Raw genomic sequence first — 18590 nt, forward strand, 5'->3', positions numbered from 1 at the left:
GCTCAGCCCAGGACGGACCGGTACACCTCGAGCGTCCGGTCGGCGATCGCGTCCCAGGAGAAGTGCTCCTCGACCCGCCGCCGCGACGCGACGCCCCACGCCCGGGCGCGGTCCGCGTCGGAGACGGCCTCCGCAAGGGTCGCGCCGAGGTCGGCCACGAACCGGTCCGGGTCGACAGGCGTCCCGGTGCCGTCCTGCACCTGCTCGATCGGCACCAGCCACCCGGTGGCCCCGGCGTCCACGACCTCCGGGATGCCGCCGGTGGCGGTGCCGACGACCGGCAGCCCGACGGCCATGGCCTCGAGGTTGACGATGCCCAGCGGCTCGTAGACCGACGGGCACGCGAACACGGTCCCGGTGGCGAGCACGGCGACGAGCTCGTCGCGCGGCAGCATCCGCTCGATCCACACGACGCCGTCGCGCTTCGCCCGCAGCTGCTCGACCAGCCCGGTCACCTCGGCGAGGATCTCGGGCGTGTCCGGCGCCCCGGCGCACAGCACGAGCTGCACCTCGGGCGGCAGCGACTCGGCGGCGCGCAGCAGGTACGGCAGGCCCTTCTGCCGGGTGATCCGCCCGACGAACACGACCGCCGGCCGGTCGGGGTCGATCCCGTTGGCGCGCGCCACGTCCCGGGCGGTCGCCCACTCGTCGTCCGTCTCCGGCCGCCGCCAGCCCGCGAGGTCGATGCCGTTGTGCACGACGCGGACCTTCTCCGGGTCGATCGCCGGGTAGCAGCGCAGGATGTCCGCGCGCATGCCCGCGCTCACGGCGATCACCGCGGCGGCCGACTCGAACGCCGTCTTCTCGGCCCAGGACGACAGGGCGTACCCGCCGCCGAGCTGCTCGGCCTTCCACGGCCGCAGCGGCTCCAGGCTGTGCGCCGACACCACGTGCGGCACGCCGTGCAGCAGCGACGCCAGGTGGCCCGCGAGGTTGGCGTACCAGGTGTGCGAGTGCACCAGGTCGGTCGCGGGCCCGTCGCCCCGGCCGACGCCGTCGACGATCGCCAGGTCCACCCCGAAGGTGGCCAGCGCGGGGTTGGCGTCGCCGAGGGGGGCGGGCACGTCGTAGCCCGTCACGCCGGGCTCGTCGCGCGCGCCGTCGAAGCAGTGCACCCGCACGTCGACGCTGCGTCGCAGCACCGCGGCGAGCTCCGCCACGTGGACGCCGGCGCCCCCGTAGACGTGGGGCGGGTACTCCCGGGTCAGCAGGTCGACTCTCACGCGCGACACGCTAGCGCGGAACGGGAAGTTCGCCTCGCCGAGACGCTGGTGGTGGCACTACGGTCGGGGCATGGCAGCGCCGCGCATCCTGGCAATCGTCCTCGCAGGTGGAGAGGGCAAGCGGCTCATGCCGCTGACCGCCGCCCGCGCCAAGCCCGCCGTCCCGTTCGGGGGCATCTACCGCCTGGTCGACTTCGCCCTGTCGAACCTCGTGAACTCGCGGTACCTGCACATCATCGTGCTGACGCAGTACAAGTCGCACAGCCTCGACCGGCACGTGTCGAAGACCTGGCGCATGTCCACGCTGCTCGGCAACTACGTCTCCCCCGTGCCCGCGCAGCAGCGGGTCGGCAAGCACTGGTACCTCGGCAGCGCCGACGCGATCTACCAGTGCCTCAACATCCTGGACGACGAGCGGCCCGACATCGTCGTCGTGGTCGGCGCCGACCACGTGTACCGCATGGACTTCTCGCAGATGGTCGACCAGCACATCGCGACCGGCGCCGAGATGACCGTCGCCGGCATCCGGCAGCCGATCGCGATGGCCGACCAGTTCGGCGTCATCGAGACGGCGGCCGACGACCCGACGAGGATCACCGCGTTCCGGGAGAAGCCGTCCGACCCGGTCGGGCTGCCGGACTCGCCCGGGGAGATCCTCGCGTCGATGGGCAACTACGTCGTCAACACCGACGCGCTCATCCGCGCGGTGACCGAGGACGCGGAGAACCCGAGCAGCCGGCACGACATGGGCGGCGACCTCGTCCCCGCGTTCGTCGAGCGCGGCACCGCGGCGGTCTACGACTTCATCAACAACGACGTCCCCGGGTCGACCGACCGGGACCGCCAGTACTGGCGCGACGTCGGGACCCTGGACTCGTACTACGACGCGAACCAGGACCTCATCTCGATCGAGCCGGTGTTCAACCTCTACAACGACGCCTGGCCCGTCTACACCGGCTACACCGGGCTCCCGCCGGCCAAGTTCGTGCACGCCGGCGCCGGGCGCCTGGGGCACGCGGCGGACTCCATCGTGTCGCCCGGCGTCATCGTCTCCGGGGCGACCGTGTCGGGCTCGGTGCTGTCGCCGGGCGTGTACCTGCACTCCTGGGCGCAGGTCACCGACTCGGTGCTGATGGACGGCGTCATCGTCAACCGGTACGCCCAGGTGCACCGCGCGATCCTCGACAAGAACGTCGTGGTGCACGAGCGGGCGCGCGTGGGCATCGACCGGGAGCACGACCTCGAGCGCGGGTTCACCGTGACGGAGTCGGGCATCACGGTGGTGCCGAAGGGTGCCGTCATCGAGCTGTGAGCACGGGCGTGGACGCGCCCCGCACGCGCGGGACGCGTCCCGCTAGCCTGCCCGGGTGAGCCTTCCGCGACCCACCCGCCTCGTCGTCATGGACGTCGACTCGACGCTCATCACCCAGGAGGTCGTCGAGCTCCTGGCCGAGCACGCCGGCTCCCGCGCCGAGGTCGCGGACATCACCGAGCGTGCCATGCGCGGGGAGCTCGACTTCACGGAGTCGCTGCGCGCCCGGGTCGCGACGCTGGCGGGGCTGCCCGTGTCGGTGTTCGAGGCGGTGCTGGCCGAGGTCGTCGTGACGCCCGGGGCCGTCGAGCTCCTGGCGGAGCTGGACCGGCGCGGCTGGCCGGTCGGGCTGGTGTCCGGCGGGTTCGTCGAGGTCGTCGGGCCGCTCGCCGACCGGCTGGGCATCCCGCGGTACCGCGCGAACGCGCTCGAGGTCGAGCACGGCGCACTCACCGGCCGGGTGGCGGGCGAGGTCGTCGACCGCGCGGTGAAGGCCCGGACGCTGCGCGAGTTCGCCGCCGGGACCGGGGTGCCTCTGGAGCGCACGGTCGCGATCGGCGACGGGGCGAACGACCTCGACATGCTGGCGGCCGCGGGGTTCGGGATCGCGTTCAACGCGAAGCCCGTGGTGTGCGCGCAGGCGGACGCCGAGGTGCGCGACCGCCTGGACGCCGTGCTGGACCTGCCGCCGTTCGCCTGACGCGCTCGGCTCAGGCCGGGTCGACCACGCGCAGCAGGCGGGCGCCGTCCGGCTCCAGGTCGGCCCACGCCGTCGGCACCTCGAGCACCGAGTACGACGCGGTGGACACCCCGACGCGCACCCGCGCGAGCGCGGCGTCGTCCGACCCCGGACCCGCGAGCGCGGCGGCGGTCTGCGAGACGGTCGGCTCGTGGCCGACGACCAGCACGGTGCCGGCCGACTCGTCGAGCTCGCGGAGCAGCCCGAGCAGCTGCCGGATGCCGGCGGCGTAGACGTCGTCGGACAGCCGGGCGGTCTCCGCCGGCACCTGGAGCCCGGCGCGGACCAGGTCCCAGGTCTGCCGGGTGCGCAGCGCCGACGACACCAGCGCGAGGTCGGGCACCAGGCCCGCCGCCCGCAGCCCCGTGCCGACCTCGGAGGCCTGCTTGCGCCCGGCGAGCGCGAGGGGTCGGAGCTGGTCGTCGAGGGAGCCCGGGTGCTCCGCCTTCGCGTGGCGGAGCAGGACGAGCTGGTGCGCGGAGCCGTGGGTCACGCGCACCAGCGTCCCACGACTACTGACCCATGGCGTGCACGCCGCCGTCGACGTGCACCATCTCCCCCGTCGTCTTCGGGAACCAGTCGGACAGCAGGGCGGCCACCGCGCGGGCGGTCGGCTCCGGGTCGTGCACGTCCCAGCCGAGGGGGGCACGGCCGTCCCAGCCGCCCTCCATGGACTCGAAGCCCGGGATCGACTTCGCGGCGGTGGTGCGGATCGGGCCGGCGGACACCACGTTGACCCGGATGCCCTGCGGGCCGAGGTCGCGGGCCAGGTAGCGGGAGGTCGACTCGAAGGCCGCCTTGGCGACGCCCATCCAGTCGTAGACCGGCCAGGCGAACCGCGCGTCGAACGTGAGGCCGACGATGGAGCCGCCGCCGGTCAGCAGCGGCTGCGTGGCGGTGGCCAGCGACTTCAGCGAGAACGCGGACACCTCGAGCGCGGTGGCGACGTCGGCCCACTCGGCCGCCAGGAAGTTGCCGCCCATGACGGACTGCGGCGCGAAGCCGATCGAGTGCACGACGCCGTCGAGGTGGTCGACGTGCTCGCGGACGCGCTCCGGGAGGGCGGCCAGGTCGTCGGCGTCGGTGACGTCGAGCTGCACGACCGGCGCCTCCTTCGGCAGCCGGCGGGCGATCGCCTGGGTCAGGCGGAACTGGCGGCCGAACGAGCTCAGCACGACCTCGGCGCCCTCCTCCTGCGCGAGCCGCGCCACGTGGAAGGCGATGGAGCCGTCGGTGAGGACGCCGGTGACGAGGAGCTTCTTGCCGTCGAGCAGGCCCATGGTGTTTCCGATCGTTCGTTGAGGCAGGAGGGAGGTCAGTGGCCCATGCCGAGGCCGCCGTCGACCGGCAGCACGGCGCCGGAGATGTACCCGGCGGCGGGCGAGGCGAGGAACTCGACGGCGGCGGCGATCTCGTCGACCGCGCCGAACCGGCCCGCGGGGATGGACGACAGGTAGGCGTCCTGGCGGTCCTGCGGCAGCTCCGCGGTCATCTGGGTCTCGATGAACCCGGGCGCCACGACGTTCGCGGTGATGCCGCGCCCGCCGAGCTCGCGCGTGACCGAGCGGGCCATGCCGACCAGGCCGGCCTTGGTCGCGGTGTAGTTGACCTGGCCGGCGTTGCCGTACAGGCCGACGACCGAGCCGATCATGACGATGCGCCCGCGACGGAGCCGGATCATGCCCTTCGACGCGCGGCGCACGCACCGGAACACGCCCGTGAGGTTGACGTCGAGCACCTGCTGGAAGTCGTCGTCCGTCATCCGCATGAGCAGGCCGTCGCGGGTCACGCCGGCGTTGGCCACCAGGACCTCGACGGGGCCGTGCTGGGCCTCGACCTCGGCGAACGCGGCGTCGACGGACGCGGTGTCGGTGACGTCGCCGGTCAGCGCCAGGACGCCGTCGGGGGCGCCGCCGCTGCGGACGATGGTCGCGACCTTGTCACCGTTCGCGACGAACCGCTCGGCGATCGCGCGGCCGATGCCGCGGTTGGCCCCGGTCACGAGCACGCTGCGCGGCTCCGGGCTGCTGGGCTGGGAGTTCTCGGACACGGAAGTCGACGCTATCCGACGGCTCCGGGGCGACGGTGCACCGCCGCGGCACAGGATGGCGGTCCGGCGTTGTCCGGTTCGCACAATCCGCGGTCCGTCGCAGCCGGGCGGCACCTCCCGACAGTGGAAGGTTGTGACGGACACGCCGTCGGCGTGTCCGTCACAACCTTCCACTCTCGACCTGGGTGGCTGGGCCGACGGCAGGTCAGAGGGGGCGGCGCATCCGGTAGTTGGTCAGGGTCACGCCCCGACGGACCGGGTGCTGCTCCGCGACCACCTCGAAGCCGTGCGCCTCGAAGAACGGGCGGGCGGTGACGCTCGCGTGCGTGGTCAGCTCGGTGGCGCCGTCGGCGGCGGCCGTGCGGACCGCCCAGTCGAGCAGAGCGCGGGCCACCCCCTGCCGGGCGGCGCCGGGGTCGACGAACAGCATGTCGACATAGCCGCCCGCGTCCACGTCGGTGAACCCGACGACCGCACCGTCCCGCACGGCGACCCGGGTGCGCGCCGCCGCGCGGCGGGCGGCCCAGGCGTCCGGGTCGATGTCGTCGGGCGCCCACGCGGCGACCTGCTCCGGGGTGTAGTCCCGGGCGGCGGTGACGGTGATCGCGCGCCGGAAACACCGCGAGCGTCGCGGCGGCGTCGTCGGGCGTGTGGTCGCGGAGCCGGAGCGCACCGCCGGCCCCGGCCGCGTCAGGCGCCTGCGGACCGAGCTGCCCCGCACCGGCCTGCGCGGCACCCGCCGCCTCGAGCCCGGCGAGCGCGCGCGCCTCCTCCCCCGCGTCGCCCGCCGCGCGCGCCAGCGCGATCGCGCGGTCGAAGCGATCCCGCGCGTCGCCGGCCCGCCCCAGGGCGAGCGCGACCGCACCCAGGGCGTTCAGCGCCTCGACCTCGACCAGCCCCGCCCGGATCCGCGCCGCCTGGTCGCGCGCTCCCGCGAGCACCTCCTCGGCGGCGTCGAGGTCACCCGCCCGGTGCAGCGCTCGCCCCAGCACCGTCCGCGCCTCGGCCTGCGCCTCGACGTCCCCGAGGTCACCGGCCCGCTCGGCCAGGGCGTGCAGGGCTGGCACGGCGGAGCGGAGCTCGGCGGGGTCGCCGGCCGTGAGCACCAGGCGCTGCTCGTGCAGGGCCGTCCGCAGGCCGAGGTTCGCGTCGCCGAGCCGGTCCGCAGCCGCGCGCGCCCGGACCACCCGCGCGCGGGCCTCCGCGATCCGCCCGGCGCGCTCCAGCGCCAGCGCCGAGTTGCTCGTCACGACCGCCACGTTCAGCACGTCACCGACCCGCTCGGCGAGCGCGAGCGCCAGGTCGTGGCCCGCGAAGGACTCCTCGTGCCGCCCGAGCACCCGCAGCGCGTCGGCGTGGTTGCCCACCGCGCGCCCCTCGCTGACGACGTCGCCGCCGGTGCGGGCCGCGGCCGCCGCGTCGGCGTACGCGCGCAGGGCCTCGTCGGTGCGCCCGAGCCGCTTGTAGACGTTCCCGATCCGGTTGAGGGTCTGGCCCGGCCGCGGGTCGTGCCCGGACTCGTGCGCCCGCACCAGCTGGGCCAGCGCCTCGTCGTACCGGCCGAGGTGCTCGAGCACCCGACCGAGGTCCCGGCCCGCGCGGCTCCGGCCGGCCGGGTCGGCGGACGCGGCGGCCGCGCCGTGCAGCACCAGCGCGTCGGCGTAGTGGCCGGCGGTGTCCAGGTACGCCGCCAGCAGCCCGGAGAGCTCGCCCAGCGGAGCCGCGATCCCGAGCTCCGCGCACCGCACGCCCGCGGCCACCGCCGCCGGGCGGAGCGCGTCGAGCCGCTCGCGGGCGACGGCCGGCGACGCGGCCGCGGGCGGGGAGCCGAGCGCCAGGTCGTGGTGCGGCGCGACGACGGCGACCAGCGGGCGGGCCACCTCCACGACCCCGGCGACCAACCGCTCCACGGCGGACCGGCGCGCGCTGACCGGCTCCTCGTCCTGGGCGGCGTCCTGCGCGTACCGCCGCACGAGCGCGTGCGCCGTCGAGCGGCCGCCCGGCGCCGGCAGCACCAGGTGCGCGTCCTCCAGCACCGCGAGCGCCCGGCGCACGCTCGGCGTATCCAGGCCCGCGAGCACGGCGAGCCAGGCGGACGACAGCGGCGCGTCCAGCAGCGCGAGCCGGCGCAGCACGAGCGCCTGCTCCGGGTCGAGCGCGCGGTATGCCGCGTCGAGGGCCGGCAGGGCGTGCGACGACTGCGCCACCCGGTGCACCTGGTCCGCGAGCGACCACGACGGGCGCTCGGCGACCTGGCCCGCCGCCACCGTCAGCGCGACGGGGAGGTGCCCGCAAGCCGCGGCGAGCGCGGCGGCGGCCTCGGGCTCGGCGGCGACCCGCTCGGGGCCCACCAGGTCGCCGAGCATCGCGACGGCCGCGTCCGGGGCCAGCGGGGCGAGTCGGACGGTGCGCGCGCCGGCGACCGGGAGAGCGCGGCGGGCGGTGACCAGCAGGGACCATCCGGGGGCGGCCTCGGCGAGGGCGCGCGCGACGGCGACGGGGCGGTCGGGGTCGTCCACGTCGAGCAGGACGAGGAGGCCGGGGGCGCGGGACGTCCCCGGGGCGGAGGACGCCGCGGGCGGCGTCGCGGGCAGGGCCGTCGCCACGAGATCCGGGTCGAGGTCGCCCGGGCCGAGCAGGACCGGCGCCGCCCCGCGGGCCCGGTGTGTGCGGGCGACCGCCTCGGCGAGCGCGGTGAGGCCGGAGCCGGGGACGCCGGTGAGCACGGCGACCCGGGCGGGGTCGGGTCCGGCGTCCGCGCCGGGGTCGACGTCCGCACCCGAGTCCGCGGCTGCACCCGCGTCGGGGGCCCCGGGCGCACCGGCCTCCGCGCCCGCACCGGCCGCCGCGGCGGCGCCCGACGCCCAGGCCAGCAGCTCCGCGAGCTCGGCGTCCCGCCCGCGCAGCACGGGCGCCGGTGCCGCGTCGTCGGGCGCGCGCAGCAGCCCGGTACCCGCCGCAGCGCCGTCCGGCGCGTCGCCCGCCCCCGCCGCTGTCCCGTCCCCGCCGGCCCGCGTCGCCGCGAGCGCCGTCGCCACCGCCGCGTGGGCCGCCCGCCACCGGGCCGCGTCCTCGGCGGTGCCACCCAGCGCGCGCACCAGGTCGGCGACCAGCTCGACGTCCAGGCGCGCCCGCCCGTCCCGGAACGCGTCGTAGACCGTCACCCGGCCGGGGCGCCGCTCCGGCCCGGGCACCCCGCGCGCGGCGCGGACGGCGTCGACGCGGCGGACCAGGTCGGCGTAGGACGGCGAGCCGGCGGCGGCGCGGAGCGCGCGCAAGCGGCCGGTGAGGTCGTCCCAGCGGACCGGGTGCGGCGGCGGGGCGACGTCGGGCACCGCCCCAGGCTAGCCACCCCGCGCGAGCCGCCGTCGCCCCGTCCGCGGTCCGGGCGCTGGTCCAGGCGGGTCCGGCGCGGCGTTCGGGTTCGTTCGGGAGCGCTGCGCCGGTGCCCGCTCGCCGGGTGCGATGGGCCTCCCCCGCGCCGTGGCCGCACGGCGCGCCCTTCCCGAGGAGCCGCACCCGATGGGCCTGTTCGACAAGATCAAGGCGATGTTCGCGACCGAGTTCACCGTGCTGGAGGGCGCCCCCGCCCTCACGCCGGAGCAGGACCGCGCGCTCGCGCTCGGCGCGGTCTACGCCGCCGAGGGGCACCTGCCGATCAACGCGCCCACGATGGAGGCCGATCCGCGCACCGCGCAGAAGCTGCTGTCCGGCGCCTGGGACGTGCACGGACCGGACGACGTCGACGGCGCGTACGGGTACCTGCTGCACCAGGGCCACCGCGGGTACTACGCGCTCGTCGCGCCGCGGGTCGACGAGGTGTTCGCCGCGCGCGGCGGCCGGACGCTGCAGGACGAGCACCAGGCCCGGATCGCGCAGGAGGCCGCCGAGCGCGGGCTGGACCCCGAGCGCGCCCGTCGCTGGTACGTGGGCTGGACCGGTGCGGCGGTCGCCGGCGGGCACGCGGCGCTCCCGGACCCGCTGCCCGCGAGCATCGTCGCGTGGGACGCGGCGCGGGTCGTGCACCTCAGCCGGCTGCTGCTGGACGCCGGGCTGGTCACCCCCGACCGGGCGTGGGACGCGATGGGCGAGGCAGTGGGGCTGGCGCGGCCGGCGTACCGCGGCTGGGAGGAGTTCGGCCGGGCGTTCGTCGTCGGGCGCGCGTTCTGGACGGCCGGCACGAGCCGGAACCCGGTCGACGGCGACATCGGGAAGTTCGACGGCGCGGTCGACGACCTGCTGAAGGTCGACGGCTCCCCGTGGCTGCGGCTCGCGTACTGAGCCGGCCGTGCCGCACCGCACGGGCTGGGTCGGCCTGGTCCTGATGCTGCTGCTGGTGGCCGCCGGGATGGTCGTCGTCGCCGTCTGGGGCGACGACCTGCGGCCCGCGGTGCACGCCTTCCTGCAGAACGTCGCCCGCCGCCTGTGAGCAGCCTGAGACGCCGGCACCGCCGGGCGGACCGGACGCCCGGCGGCGCCTACGATCAGGTGTGAGCAGGCGGACCCCACCACCGGCGCAGAGCGTCACCAGCGCCCCCGAGCCCCTCGGCGCCGACCAGGCGCGCCGGGCCCGCCGCTACCTGATCCAGATGGGCATCCGGGTGGTGTGCTTCGTGGTCGCCGTGCTGACCTGGTCCCGCGTCCCGCTGTGGGTCAGCCTCGTGCTCATCGTCGGGGCCGTCGTGCTGCCGTACATCGCCGTGCTGTTCGCCAACGCCGGCCGCGAGCGCCGCGACGACGCGCCCCCGGGGTACCTGCCGCACCTGCTCGACGCGGCGCCGACCGCGCGGCCGGTGGCACCCGCGCCGCCCCCGGCGCCCGGGTCGGCCCAGGCCGACGAGCCGTGGCGCGCCGGCGACCGGCCGGCCGGGCACGACGCCGCGGCGGACGACGACGACACCCGCGGAGGCACCCGATGACCGCGCCCACCCCCGACGCCGTCGGCGAGGACCTCGTGTGCAGCGCCCGCGGCTGCCGCGCCGACGCGTCCTGGGGCGTGCTGTGGAACAACCCGCGCCTGCACACGCCGGAGCGCCGCAAGGTGTGGCTCGCGTGCGACGAGCACCGGGAGCACCTCGAGGAGTACCTGCGGGTGCGCGCCTTCTACGCCGACACGGTGCCGGTCGCGGACCTGCCGCGGATCGAGCTCGGCGAGCGCCCGGGGCTGCCCGGGCTGCCGGGCCTGGGCGGTCTGCCCGGGGCCCCGGGGTCGCGATGAGGCTGCTGCACGGCAACCCCGCGGCCCGGCGCGCCGTCGGGCTGGTGCTGCTCGCCGTCGCCGTGTCGGTCGCGTGCGTGTTCCTCGGCCGCTGGCAGTGGCACCGGCACGTGGCCCGGGACGCCGCCATCCGGCTGGTCGAGCAGAACTACTCCGCCGACCCGGTCCCGCTCGACGCGCTGCTTCCGGAGCCCGGCGCGGAGCTGGACCCGGGCGACGTCTGGCGGCAGGCGACGGTCACCGGCACCTACGACGCCGACGCCGCGGTGCTGCTGCGCAACCGCCCCGTGAACAGCCAGCCCGGCTTCCACGTCCTCGTGCCGCTGGTGCAGGCGGACGGGTCGGTGCTCGTCGTCGACCGCGGGTGGGTGGCCTGGGACGACGACGCGAGCGGCGAGGTCGCCGTGCCGGCCCCGCCGTCCGGCCAGGTCGAGGTCACCGTGCACCTGCGCCGGGACGAGGCCGCCGACCCGCGGTCCGCGCCGGCCGGGCAGGTGCAGGCGATCAACGTGGGCCAGGTGCTGGCGGCCGGCGGCTCGGACGCCGCGTCCTACGGCGGGTACGGCGGTCTGGTCGACGAGACGCCCGCCCCGGCGGTCGCGCTCGGGCGGCTCCCCGCGCCGAGCACCGACCCGGGGTCGCACCTGTCGTACGCGTTCCAGTGGTGGACGTTCTCGGTGGGGTCGCTGGCGGCGTTCGGCTGGCTGGCCCGGCGCGAGCTGCTCGAGGGCGCCGAGGCGGCGGCCGGGGGCGACGCGCCGGACGGCGACGGCACGCCGCGCCCTGCGCGCCCGGCGCCCGCGTCGCGCCGCCGGCGCACCTCGGACGAGGAGACCGAGGACGCCCTGATCGACTCCCAGCTCGGCTGACCGGGCCGGGGCGAGTGGAAGGTTCTGCCCGACACGCCGTGAGCGTGTCGGGCACGACGTTCCACTCGACGTCCCCGGGGGCAGTCAGGCCAGGGTGACCAGGTCCAGGTAGGACGGGTTCCACAGGTCCTCGTCGCCGTCGGGCAGCAGCACGACCCGCTCCGGGTTCAGCGCCTCGACGGCCCCCTCGTCGTGGCTCACCAGCACGACCGCGCCGGTGTACCCCCGCAGCGCCGCCAGGATCTCCTCGCGGCTGGCCGGGTCGAGGTTGTTGGTCGGCTCGTCGAGCAGCAGCACGTTCGCCGCCGACACGACCAGGGCCGCGAGCGCCAGCCGGGTCTTCTCGCCGCCGGACAGCACCTTGGCGGGCTTGTCGGCGTCGTCGCCCGAGAACAGGAACGAGCCCAGCACCGACCGCACCTGGGTGTCGGTCAGGTCGGGCGCCGACGAGCGCAGGTTCTCGACGACCGTGCGGTCCATGTCGAGCGTCTCGTGCTCCTGGGCGTAGTACCCGAGCTTGAGGCCGTGCCCCGGCCTCACCTCGCCGGTGTCCGACTCCTGCAGCCCCGCGAGCATCCGCAGCAGCGTGGTCTTGCCCGCGCCGTTGAGCCCGAGCACGACGACGCGCGAGCCCCGGTCGATCGCCAGGTCGACGCCGGCGAACACCTCCTGCGAGCCGTACGACTTCGACAGGTCGGACGCCGTCAGCGGGGTGCGCCCGCACGCGGCGGGCTCGGGGAACCGCAGCTTCGCGACCTTGTCGGACGCCCGGACCTCGTCGAGGCCGGACAGCATCCGCTCGGCGCGGCGGGCCATGTTCTGCGCGGCGACCGCCTTGGTGGCCTTCGCGCGCATCTTGTCGGCCTGGGCCAGCAGCGCGCCGGCCTTCTTCTCCGCGTTGGCGCGCTCGCGGCGGCGGCGCTTCTCGTCCGTCTCGCGCTGGAGCACGTAGGCGTCCCAGCCGAGGTTGTACTGGTCGAGCTCGCCGCGGTTGGCGTCGAGGTGGAACACCTTGTTGACGGTGGCGCGCAGCAGCTCGACGTCGTGGCTGATGACCACGAAGCCGCCCGGGTAGGTCTTGAGGTAGTCGCGCAGCCAGGCGATCGAGTCCGCGTCGAGGTGGTTCGTCGGCTCGTCGAGCAGCAGCGTGTCGTTGCCCGAGAACAGGATGCGCGCGAGCTCGACGCGGCGGCGCTGGCCGCCGGACAGGGTGCTCAGCGGCTGGCCGAGGACGCGGTCGTCCAGGCCGAGGTTAGCGGTGATCCGGTGCGCCTCGCTCTCGGCGGCGTACCCACCGCCGGCGGTGAACCGGGCCTCGAGCTTCGGGTACCGCTCCATGGCCGCCTCGCGCACCGCGTCGTCCGTGGACGCCATCAGGCCCTCGGTCTCGCGCATCTGCTCGATGATCCGGTCGAGGCCGCGCGCCGACAGCACCCGGGACATCGCGAGGTCGGACAGCTCGCCCGACCGCGGGTCCTGCGGGAGGTAGCCGATGTCGCCGCTGCGGGAGATCTGCCCGCCGGTCGGCTGGGTCTCCCCCGCCAGCGTCTTGGTCAGCGTGGTCTTGCCGGCGCCGTTGCGGCCGACGAGGCCGATCCGGTCGCCGGGCGCCACCCGGAAGGTCGCCTCGGACAGCAGCACGCGGGCACCCACGCGCAGCTCCACGCCCTGAACGGTGATCACTTCGGTTGTCCCTGCTCCCTCTCGCCGTGCACGCCCGCGGTCGATGCCGCGCGCCCCGTCGCGGGCCGGCACAAACGCCGCCCATCCTACGAGTCCCAGCGCCCCGGACCCGACCGGAATTCCGTGGGCTCCCCCACGTCGCTCGCCCTCGCCGGCCGCGAGCCCGCGCGCGTGCCGCCCGCCCGGGGTGCGGAACCCGACAGGCGCCGCGCGGCAGCGTTGGACACCCCCGCACGACCCCGGCCGCGCGCGCCGCACTAGCGTGGCTCGCGGCGACCGGCCCTCCGCGGACGGCGCCGCCCCAGCCGACCGCACCCCCGCGAGGTCCGATGTCCGAGCACCGCCCCGAGGTCGCCCCCGCGGCCGACGCCGCCGCGCACGCCGGCCCTGCGCCCGCCGCCGCGGCCGCCCCGGCCCCCGTGGCCCGCACCTCGGTCGCCACCGACGTCGCGCTGATCGCCACGTTCGCCGCGTTCGTCGCCGTGTGCGCGGTCCTGCCCGCCATCCCGACCGGTGGGGCCGTGCCGATCACCCTGCAGACCTTCGGCGTCGCGCTCACCGGCCTGGTGCTCGGCCCGCGTCGCGGCGCCCTCGCGCTGCTGCTGTACGTCGCCGTCGGCCTGGCGGGCGTCCCGGTGCTGTCCGGCGCGACCGGGGGGCTCGGCGTGCTGGCGTCGCCGTCGGCCGGCTACCTGCTCGCGTTCCCCGCGGCCGCGGCGATCGCCGGCGGGTTCGGGTTGCTGGCGCGCCGCGCGCCCGGCCGGTGGCGGGTCCCGGCGCTGCTCGGCGCGGCGACCGCCGGCTCGCTGCTGGTGATCCACCCGCTCGGTATCGCGGTCATGGGCTGGCGGCTGGGCCTGTCCGCGTCCGAGGCGGTCGCCGCCGGCGCCGTCTTCCTGCCCGGCGACCTGATCAAGAACGCGCTCGCCGCCGTGGTCGCCGCGGCCGCGCTCCGCGCCTTCCCGGACCTGCTGCGCGGCCGGTGATCGAGCTCGACGGCGCGGTCGTCACGGCGTACTCCCCGGGCGAGGCGCGCCGCGGGGCCGAGCGGGTCGTCACCCTGCTGGGCCCGGTCACGGCGACGCTCACGGAGCGCCGCATCGCCGTCGTCGGCGCGAACGGCTCGGGCAAGTCGACGCTCGCCCGGCTGCTGAACGGCCTGACGCTGCCGTCGGCGGGCTCGGTGCGGGTCGACGGCCTCGACACGGCGCGCGACGGCGCCGCGGTGCGCCGCCGGGTCGGCTTCCTGTTCACCGACCCCGACGCCCAGGTCGTGATGCCGACGCCCGTCGAGGACGTCGCCCTGTCCCTGCGCCGCCTCGGCGTCCCCGGCCGCGAGCGGGACGCCCGCGCCCGGGAGGCGCTGGACCGCGTGGGACTGGCGTCCCGCGCCGACCTGCCCGTCCGTGCGCTGTCCGGCGGCCAGCGGCAGCTGCTCGCGCTGGCCGCGGTGCTCGCCACCGAGCCCGCGGTGCTGGTCTGCGACGAGCCCACCACGCTGCTCGACCTGCGCTGGCGCCGCGTCGTCGACGGCCTGCTCGCCGACCTCCCCCAGCAGGTGGTCCAGGTGACGCACGACCTCGACGCGGCGGCGCGGGCCGACCGGGTGCTGGTCGTCGACGGCGGCCGCGTGGCGCACGACGGCGCGCCCGGGCCCGCCCTCGACGCGTACCGCGCGCTGATGGCGGTCGAGCCCGCGTGACGCTGCTCGGCGCGCACCGCACCGCCCGCACCCCGCTGGACCGGGCGCCGGTCGGGGCCAAGCTCGCGGCGCTGGCGCTGCTCGGCGTCGCCGTCGTGGCGACCCGGGGCGTGCCGGCCGCGCTCGTGCTGCTCGGGGTGGCGGTCGCGGCCGCCGCCGTCGCCGCGCTCCCCCCGCGCCCGACGCTCCGCGGGCTGCTCCCGGTGCTCGTGACGGCGCTGCTCGCCGGCGCGTACCAGGCGTGGGCCCGCGGACCCGGCCCGGCCGTCGAGGTGGTCGCCGACCTGCTGACCCTCGTCCTCGGCGCCGCGGTGGTCACCGCCACCACCCCCGCCGACCGGCTCCTCGACGCCCTCGCGCGCGCCGCCCGGCCGCTGCGCCGGGTCGGCGTCCCGCCCGACCTGGTCGCCCTCGCGGTCGCGCTGGTCCTGAGGTCGGTGCCCGAGATCGCCCGCACCGTGCACGAGGTCCGGGACGCGGCGCGCGCCCGGGGGGTCGAGCGCGACCCGCGGGTGTGGCTCACCCCGGCGGTGCTGCGGGTCGTCGGACGCGCGCGGGACCTGGGCGAGGCGCTGGCCGCGCGCGGGATCGTCGACTGACCCCGGAGCCCGTGCGCCCGGTCCGACGGGCAGCTCGCTGCGACTCCCCCGCGCTCGCCGCGCGCCGCCCCGCGCCCCGGGCTACCGTCCCCGGCATGACGTTCCAGGACGGCGGCCGGTTCGAGGGCGGGCGCGTGCAGTCCCGCCGCGGCGGCGGCCGCGGGCGGGGCATCGCGGTGGGCGGCGGCCTCGGCACGCTGGTGCTCGTGGTGGTCGTGACGCTGCTCGGCGGCAACCCGGCGCAGCTGCTGTCCGGCGACGGCGGGACGGGTGCCGGCTCGCAGGAGCAGGTCTCCGAGATCGGGGACTGCACGGCCCAGCAGGCCAACGCCGAGCGCGAGTGCCGGCTCTCGGCGACGGTCCAGTCGCTCGACGCGTACTGGCAGCGCACGCTGCCGGAGCTGGCCCAGGACCCGGACGTCGAGCCCGCCGTGGTGTCCTTCCAGGACGCCACCGAGACGGGCTGCGGCAGCGCCTCGTCGTCGACGGGGCCGTTCTACTGCCCGCCGGACCGCACGATCTACCTCGACCTGTCGTTCTACGACCTGCTCGCCTCGCAGTACGGCGCGCAGGGCGGGCCGCTCGCCGAGGAGTACGTGGTGGCGCACGAGTACGGCCACCACATCCAGCAGCTGACCGGCGTGTTCGACCGCGCGGACCGGTCCGGGACGGGCGACGACTCCGACTCGGTCCGCACCGAGCTCCAGGCCGACTGCTACGCCGGGATGTGGGCCGGCGACGCCGCCACGACGGTCGACCCGGACACCGGCGTGACGTTCCTGGAGCCGATCACCGAGGCGCAGCTCGCCGACGCCCTGTCCGCCGCCGCGGCGGTCGGCGACGACCACATCCAGCAGCAGTCCGCGGGCGGCGTGAACCCGGACACGTGGACGCACGGCTCCAGCGAGCAGCGCCAGCGCTGGTTCACGACCGGCTACCGCGACGGCACGGTCCAGTCCTGCGACACGTTCGCGGCCGCCTCGCTCTGAGGCGACAGCCGCCCGCTGCCGCGCGCCCCCCGTCGGTCAGCGGACCCCGGTCCCCCGCAGCCGCGTGAGCACGTCCTCTGCGAGCGCCTCCAGGTGCTCGACCGGCGGGGCGTGCCCCGGGTAGTCCGGCCCGAAGACCTGCTCCGTCACCGCCACCGCCTCCCCCGGCGTGATGATCCCGAGCCGACGGAACAGCACCACCAGGTCCGGGACGTCACGCTCGCGACCCGCCAGCATCTTCATCGCGAGCAGGTGCCGCTCGGAGGACAGCAGCACGACGAGGCCGGGCAGGACCAGCTCGGTCGCCTCGTCGTCCTCCGCACTCGGCAGCACCGCCGCGATGTGGTCGTTCAGCCACTCCGTCGGCAGTCCGTGCCGCTCGGCGACGTCGGCGATCGCGGCACCGAGCTGGCCGCGGTCGCTGCGGAAGACGGCGTCGACGTCGCGGGTGACGGTCCGGGCGTCGAGGAGGAGCGCCATGGTCGCGCCTCCCGCCACGTAGATCGTGGCGGTCCAGCTCCGGGCGTGCAGGTAGGCGCCGACCTCGGTGAGGAGGTCGACGATGTCCTGGCGGGACGGCTCCGGGTCGGGGGCGGTCACGCGGTGCCGAAGTTCCGCGCGTCGAACCAGATCCCGAGCCGAGCGAGCTCGGGCGGGGTCCGCTGCACGGCGAAGGCAGCGCGCGCCCCACGACCGCCCGGCCACCACCAGGTGGGGAGCGGGTCGCGCCGGGTCCAGCCGGGTGCTGCGCGTCCGACCAGCCGGCACCGGTACCGGACCGCACCGGCGAGCAGGGCGTCCCAGCGCTCGGCCCCCGTGCTCCCGGGCTCGGCCAGCATGTCGTCCAGCCCGTCCAGGGCCGCGACCAGCGGGACCTGGTTCACCCCGTCGAGCAGCACCCGGAGCGCGCGGTCGTCCTCGCCCGCACGCACCAGCGCCCCCGTCCGCGCGGCGATCTCCGGCGCGGTCGACCACCAGCGGACGCCGCGCCCGCGCTCGGCCGCGATCGTGTCCAGCTCCTCGAACGCCGTGCGGACCGCCCGCATGAACGGGTTCGTGTAGTCCGGGCTGAGCAGCCGGCGCCGCCCGTGGGCCACGGTCCGCACCATGCCGTCGGCCGCGAGCCGCGCGACCTCGCGCGTCACCGTCGACTCCGGCCGGCCGAGCGCACGAGCCAGGTCAGCGGCCGTCCGGGTGCCCGCCGCGGACCGCACGAGCTCGCGCAGCACCTCGCGCTGCACGTCGGTGCGGAACAGCGCGCTCGGGACGGCGGGCGAGATCACCGCCCGATCGTATCAACCACAATCTGAGCGATCGAGACCGACGTGGTCCCGGAAGCCGTGCTCGAGCCTCAGATGTTGAAGCCCAGCGCCCGCATCATCGCGCGGCCGTCGTCCGTGATCTTCTCCGGACCCCACGGCGGCATCCACACCCAGTTGATCCGCACCGAGTCGACCAGCCCCTCGAGCGAGGTGCCCGCCTGATCCTCGATGACGTCCGTCAGCGGGCACGCCGCCGAGGTGAGCGTCATGTCGATGACGACGTTGCGGCCCTGCTCGATCGCGATGCCGTAGACCAGGCCGAGGTCGACGACGTTGACGCCGAGCTCGGGGTCGATGACGTCGCGCAGCGCCTCCTCGACGTCGGCGGCGTTCACGGGCGCCGGCGCGGCGCCGTCCTGCTGCGGGGACACCGTGGTGTCGCTCATCGCCCCTCCTCGGGGTTCGTGGTCGTCACGGAGGCCTGCGCCACCGCGTCCTTCATGGCCGCCCAGCCGAGCAGGGCGCACTTGATGCGGGCGGGGTACCGGGCGACGCCGACGAACGCGACGGCGTCCTCCATCTCCTCCGCCAGCCCGTCGCCCTCGAACTTCTCGGGCAGCACGCCGCGGGAGTCCATGAGCTCGCGGAAGTCGTCGGACAGCGCGAGCGCGTGCTCGACGGACCCGCCGGCGACGGCCTGCGACATCACCGAGGCCGAGGCCTGCGAGATCGAGCAGCCCTGCCCGGTCCAGGTGAGCTCGCCGATGACCGGCGCGCCCGACGCGTCGGCGTCCAGGCGCACGCGCAGCGTCACCTCGTCCCCGCAGGTGGGGTTCACGTGGTGGACCTCGACGTCGTACGCCTCCTGCGCCCCGCGGTGGGCGGGGTGCTTGGCGTGGTCGAGGATCAGCTGCTGGTACAGCTGCTCCATGCCGGTGCTCATG

At 76.3% G+C, this 18590-nt stretch carries 21 protein-coding genes and 1 pseudogene; 11 read left to right on the forward strand and 11 right to left on the reverse strand.

Features of this window, described 5'->3' with window-relative positions; genetic code table 11:
• Nucleotides 1–2 precede the first annotated feature (2 nt).
• On the reverse strand, nt 3–1223 hold the full coding sequence (glgA, locus tag FKM96_RS01210) for a glycogen synthase (RefSeq protein ID WP_147793708.1): 1221 nt from the start codon (nt 1221–1223) through the stop codon (nt 3–5).
• A 70-nt stretch (nt 1224–1293) separates the two neighbouring features.
• Here glgA and FKM96_RS01215 point away from each other — a divergent pair, with 70 nt between their 5' ends.
• Both FKM96_RS01215 and serB read left to right on the forward strand, forming a co-directional pair.
• Nucleotides 1294–2535, forward strand: a complete 1242-nt coding sequence (locus tag FKM96_RS01215) for a glucose-1-phosphate adenylyltransferase (RefSeq protein WP_147793709.1) — start codon at nt 1294–1296, stop codon at nt 2533–2535.
• 88 nt (nt 2536–2623) lie between these two features.
• On the forward strand, nt 2624–3235 hold the full coding sequence (gene serB / locus FKM96_RS01220; RefSeq protein ID WP_147796836.1) for a phosphoserine phosphatase SerB: 612 nt from the start codon (nt 2624–2626) through the stop codon (nt 3233–3235).
• A 10-nt stretch (nt 3236–3245) separates the two neighbouring features.
• Here serB and FKM96_RS01225 read toward each other — a convergent pair whose 3' ends face one another.
• From FKM96_RS01225 to FKM96_RS01245, 5 genes and pseudogenes are all read right to left on the reverse strand, one after another.
• The gene (locus tag FKM96_RS01225; RefSeq protein WP_168216835.1) at nt 3246–3767 is read right to left on the reverse strand and encodes a histidine phosphatase family protein; all 522 of its coding nucleotides are present in this window, start codon (nt 3765–3767) and stop codon (nt 3246–3248) included.
• A 19-nt stretch (nt 3768–3786) separates the two neighbouring features.
• On the reverse strand, nt 3787–4554 hold the full coding sequence (fabI, locus tag FKM96_RS01230) for an enoyl-ACP reductase FabI (RefSeq protein ID WP_147793710.1): 768 nt from the start codon (nt 4552–4554) through the stop codon (nt 3787–3789).
• A 35-nt stretch (nt 4555–4589) separates the two neighbouring features.
• A complete protein-coding gene (fabG, locus tag FKM96_RS01235; protein ID WP_147793711.1) occupies nt 4590–5324 on the reverse strand; it encodes a 3-oxoacyl-ACP reductase FabG in 735 nt (244 codons plus the stop codon).
• Between the two features lie 205 nt (nt 5325–5529).
• Nucleotides 5530–6189, reverse strand: a complete 660-nt coding sequence (locus tag FKM96_RS01240; protein ID WP_371300516.1) for a GNAT family N-acetyltransferase — start codon at nt 6187–6189, stop codon at nt 5530–5532.
• A 571-nt stretch (nt 6190–6760) separates the two neighbouring features.
• Nucleotides 6761–7690 (reverse strand): annotated as a pseudogene (locus FKM96_RS01245) (hypothetical protein); the annotation flags it as partial.
• Between the two features lie 1156 nt (nt 7691–8846).
• Here FKM96_RS01245 and FKM96_RS01250 point away from each other — a divergent pair.
• From FKM96_RS01250 to FKM96_RS01265, 5 genes are all read left to right on the forward strand, one after another.
• Entirely contained in the window at nt 8847–9605 is a 759-nt protein-coding gene (locus FKM96_RS01250; protein WP_147793712.1) for a DUF1266 domain-containing protein, read from the forward strand.
• A 7-nt stretch (nt 9606–9612) separates the two neighbouring features.
• Nucleotides 9613–9753, forward strand: a complete 141-nt coding sequence (locus tag FKM96_RS20445; protein ID WP_168216836.1) for a hypothetical protein — start codon at nt 9613–9615, stop codon at nt 9751–9753.
• 61 nt (nt 9754–9814) lie between these two features.
• Nucleotides 9815–10243, forward strand: a complete 429-nt coding sequence (locus FKM96_RS20940; RefSeq protein ID WP_210417339.1) for a DUF3099 domain-containing protein — start codon at nt 9815–9817, stop codon at nt 10241–10243.
• Nucleotides 10240–10542 carry a hypothetical protein gene (locus FKM96_RS01260; RefSeq protein ID WP_147793713.1) on the forward strand — a complete coding sequence of 101 codons (303 nt, stop codon included), beginning with the start codon at nt 10240–10242 and terminating at the stop codon, nt 10540–10542. Before FKM96_RS20940 ends, FKM96_RS01260 begins: the two co-directional genes overlap by 4 nt.
• On the forward strand, nt 10539–11411 hold the full coding sequence (locus FKM96_RS01265; protein WP_147793714.1) for an SURF1 family protein: 873 nt from the start codon (nt 10539–10541) through the stop codon (nt 11409–11411). The genes FKM96_RS01260 and FKM96_RS01265 overlap by 4 nt, the downstream gene beginning before the upstream one ends.
• Nucleotides 11412–11495: 84 nt before the next feature.
• Here the strand turns inward: FKM96_RS01265 and abc-f are convergent, their stop codons facing one another.
• The gene (gene abc-f / locus FKM96_RS01270) at nt 11496–13094 is read right to left on the reverse strand and encodes a ribosomal protection-like ABC-F family protein (protein ID WP_147793715.1); all 1599 of its coding nucleotides are present in this window, start codon (nt 13092–13094) and stop codon (nt 11496–11498) included.
• A 329-nt stretch (nt 13095–13423) separates the two neighbouring features.
• On the opposite strand from abc-f, the gene FKM96_RS20450 reads away from it, so the two are divergent.
• The 4 genes from FKM96_RS20450 (at nt 13424) to FKM96_RS01285 (ending at nt 16384) form a co-directional block, all read left to right on the forward strand.
• Nucleotides 13424–14080: a biotin transporter BioY gene (locus FKM96_RS20450; RefSeq protein WP_168216837.1), complete on the forward strand. Its 657-nt coding sequence runs from the start codon at nt 13424–13426 to the stop codon at nt 14078–14080.
• Nucleotides 14077–14796: an energy-coupling factor ABC transporter ATP-binding protein gene (locus FKM96_RS20455; RefSeq protein WP_168216838.1), complete on the forward strand. Its 720-nt coding sequence runs from the start codon at nt 14077–14079 to the stop codon at nt 14794–14796. The genes FKM96_RS20450 and FKM96_RS20455 overlap by 4 nt, the downstream gene beginning before the upstream one ends.
• Complete coding sequence (locus FKM96_RS01280; protein WP_246855123.1) at nt 14793–15395, forward strand: energy-coupling factor transporter transmembrane component T; 603 nt, start codon at nt 14793–14795, stop codon at nt 15393–15395. The genes FKM96_RS20455 and FKM96_RS01280 overlap by 4 nt, the downstream gene beginning before the upstream one ends.
• A 95-nt stretch (nt 15396–15490) precedes the next feature.
• Nucleotides 15491–16384 (forward strand): neutral zinc metallopeptidase, encoded by an 894-nt coding sequence (locus FKM96_RS01285; RefSeq protein WP_147793716.1) that lies wholly within the window; start codon nt 15491–15493, stop codon nt 16382–16384.
• Nucleotides 16385–16420: 36 nt separating this feature from the next.
• Here FKM96_RS01285 and FKM96_RS01290 read toward each other — a convergent pair whose 3' ends face one another.
• The 4 genes from FKM96_RS01290 to sufU all read right to left on the reverse strand — a co-directional run bounded on the left by FKM96_RS01290 (nt 16421) and on the right by sufU (nt 18589).
• Nucleotides 16421–16984, reverse strand: coding sequence for a hypothetical protein (locus tag FKM96_RS01290; RefSeq protein WP_147793717.1), 564 nt, complete (start codon nt 16982–16984; stop codon nt 16421–16423).
• Complete coding sequence (locus FKM96_RS01295; RefSeq protein WP_147793718.1) at nt 16981–17667, reverse strand: winged helix-turn-helix domain-containing protein; 687 nt, start codon at nt 17665–17667, stop codon at nt 16981–16983. The genes FKM96_RS01290 and FKM96_RS01295 overlap by 4 nt, the downstream gene beginning before the upstream one ends.
• A gap of 68 nt (nt 17668–17735) precedes the next feature.
• Nucleotides 17736–18092 carry a metal-sulfur cluster assembly factor gene (locus FKM96_RS01300; protein WP_147793719.1) on the reverse strand — a complete coding sequence of 119 codons (357 nt, stop codon included), beginning with the start codon at nt 18090–18092 and terminating at the stop codon, nt 17736–17738.
• Nucleotides 18089–18589, reverse strand: a complete 501-nt coding sequence (gene sufU / locus FKM96_RS01305; protein WP_210417340.1) for a Fe-S cluster assembly sulfur transfer protein SufU — start codon at nt 18587–18589, stop codon at nt 18089–18091. The genes FKM96_RS01300 and sufU overlap by 4 nt, the downstream gene beginning before the upstream one ends.
• Between the last annotated feature and the right edge of the window lies 1 nt (nt 18590).

The sequence above is a fragment of the Cellulomonas sp. Y8 genome (assembly GCF_008033115.1).
Classification (GTDB): Bacteria; Actinomycetota; Actinomycetes; order Actinomycetales; family Cellulomonadaceae; genus Cellulomonas.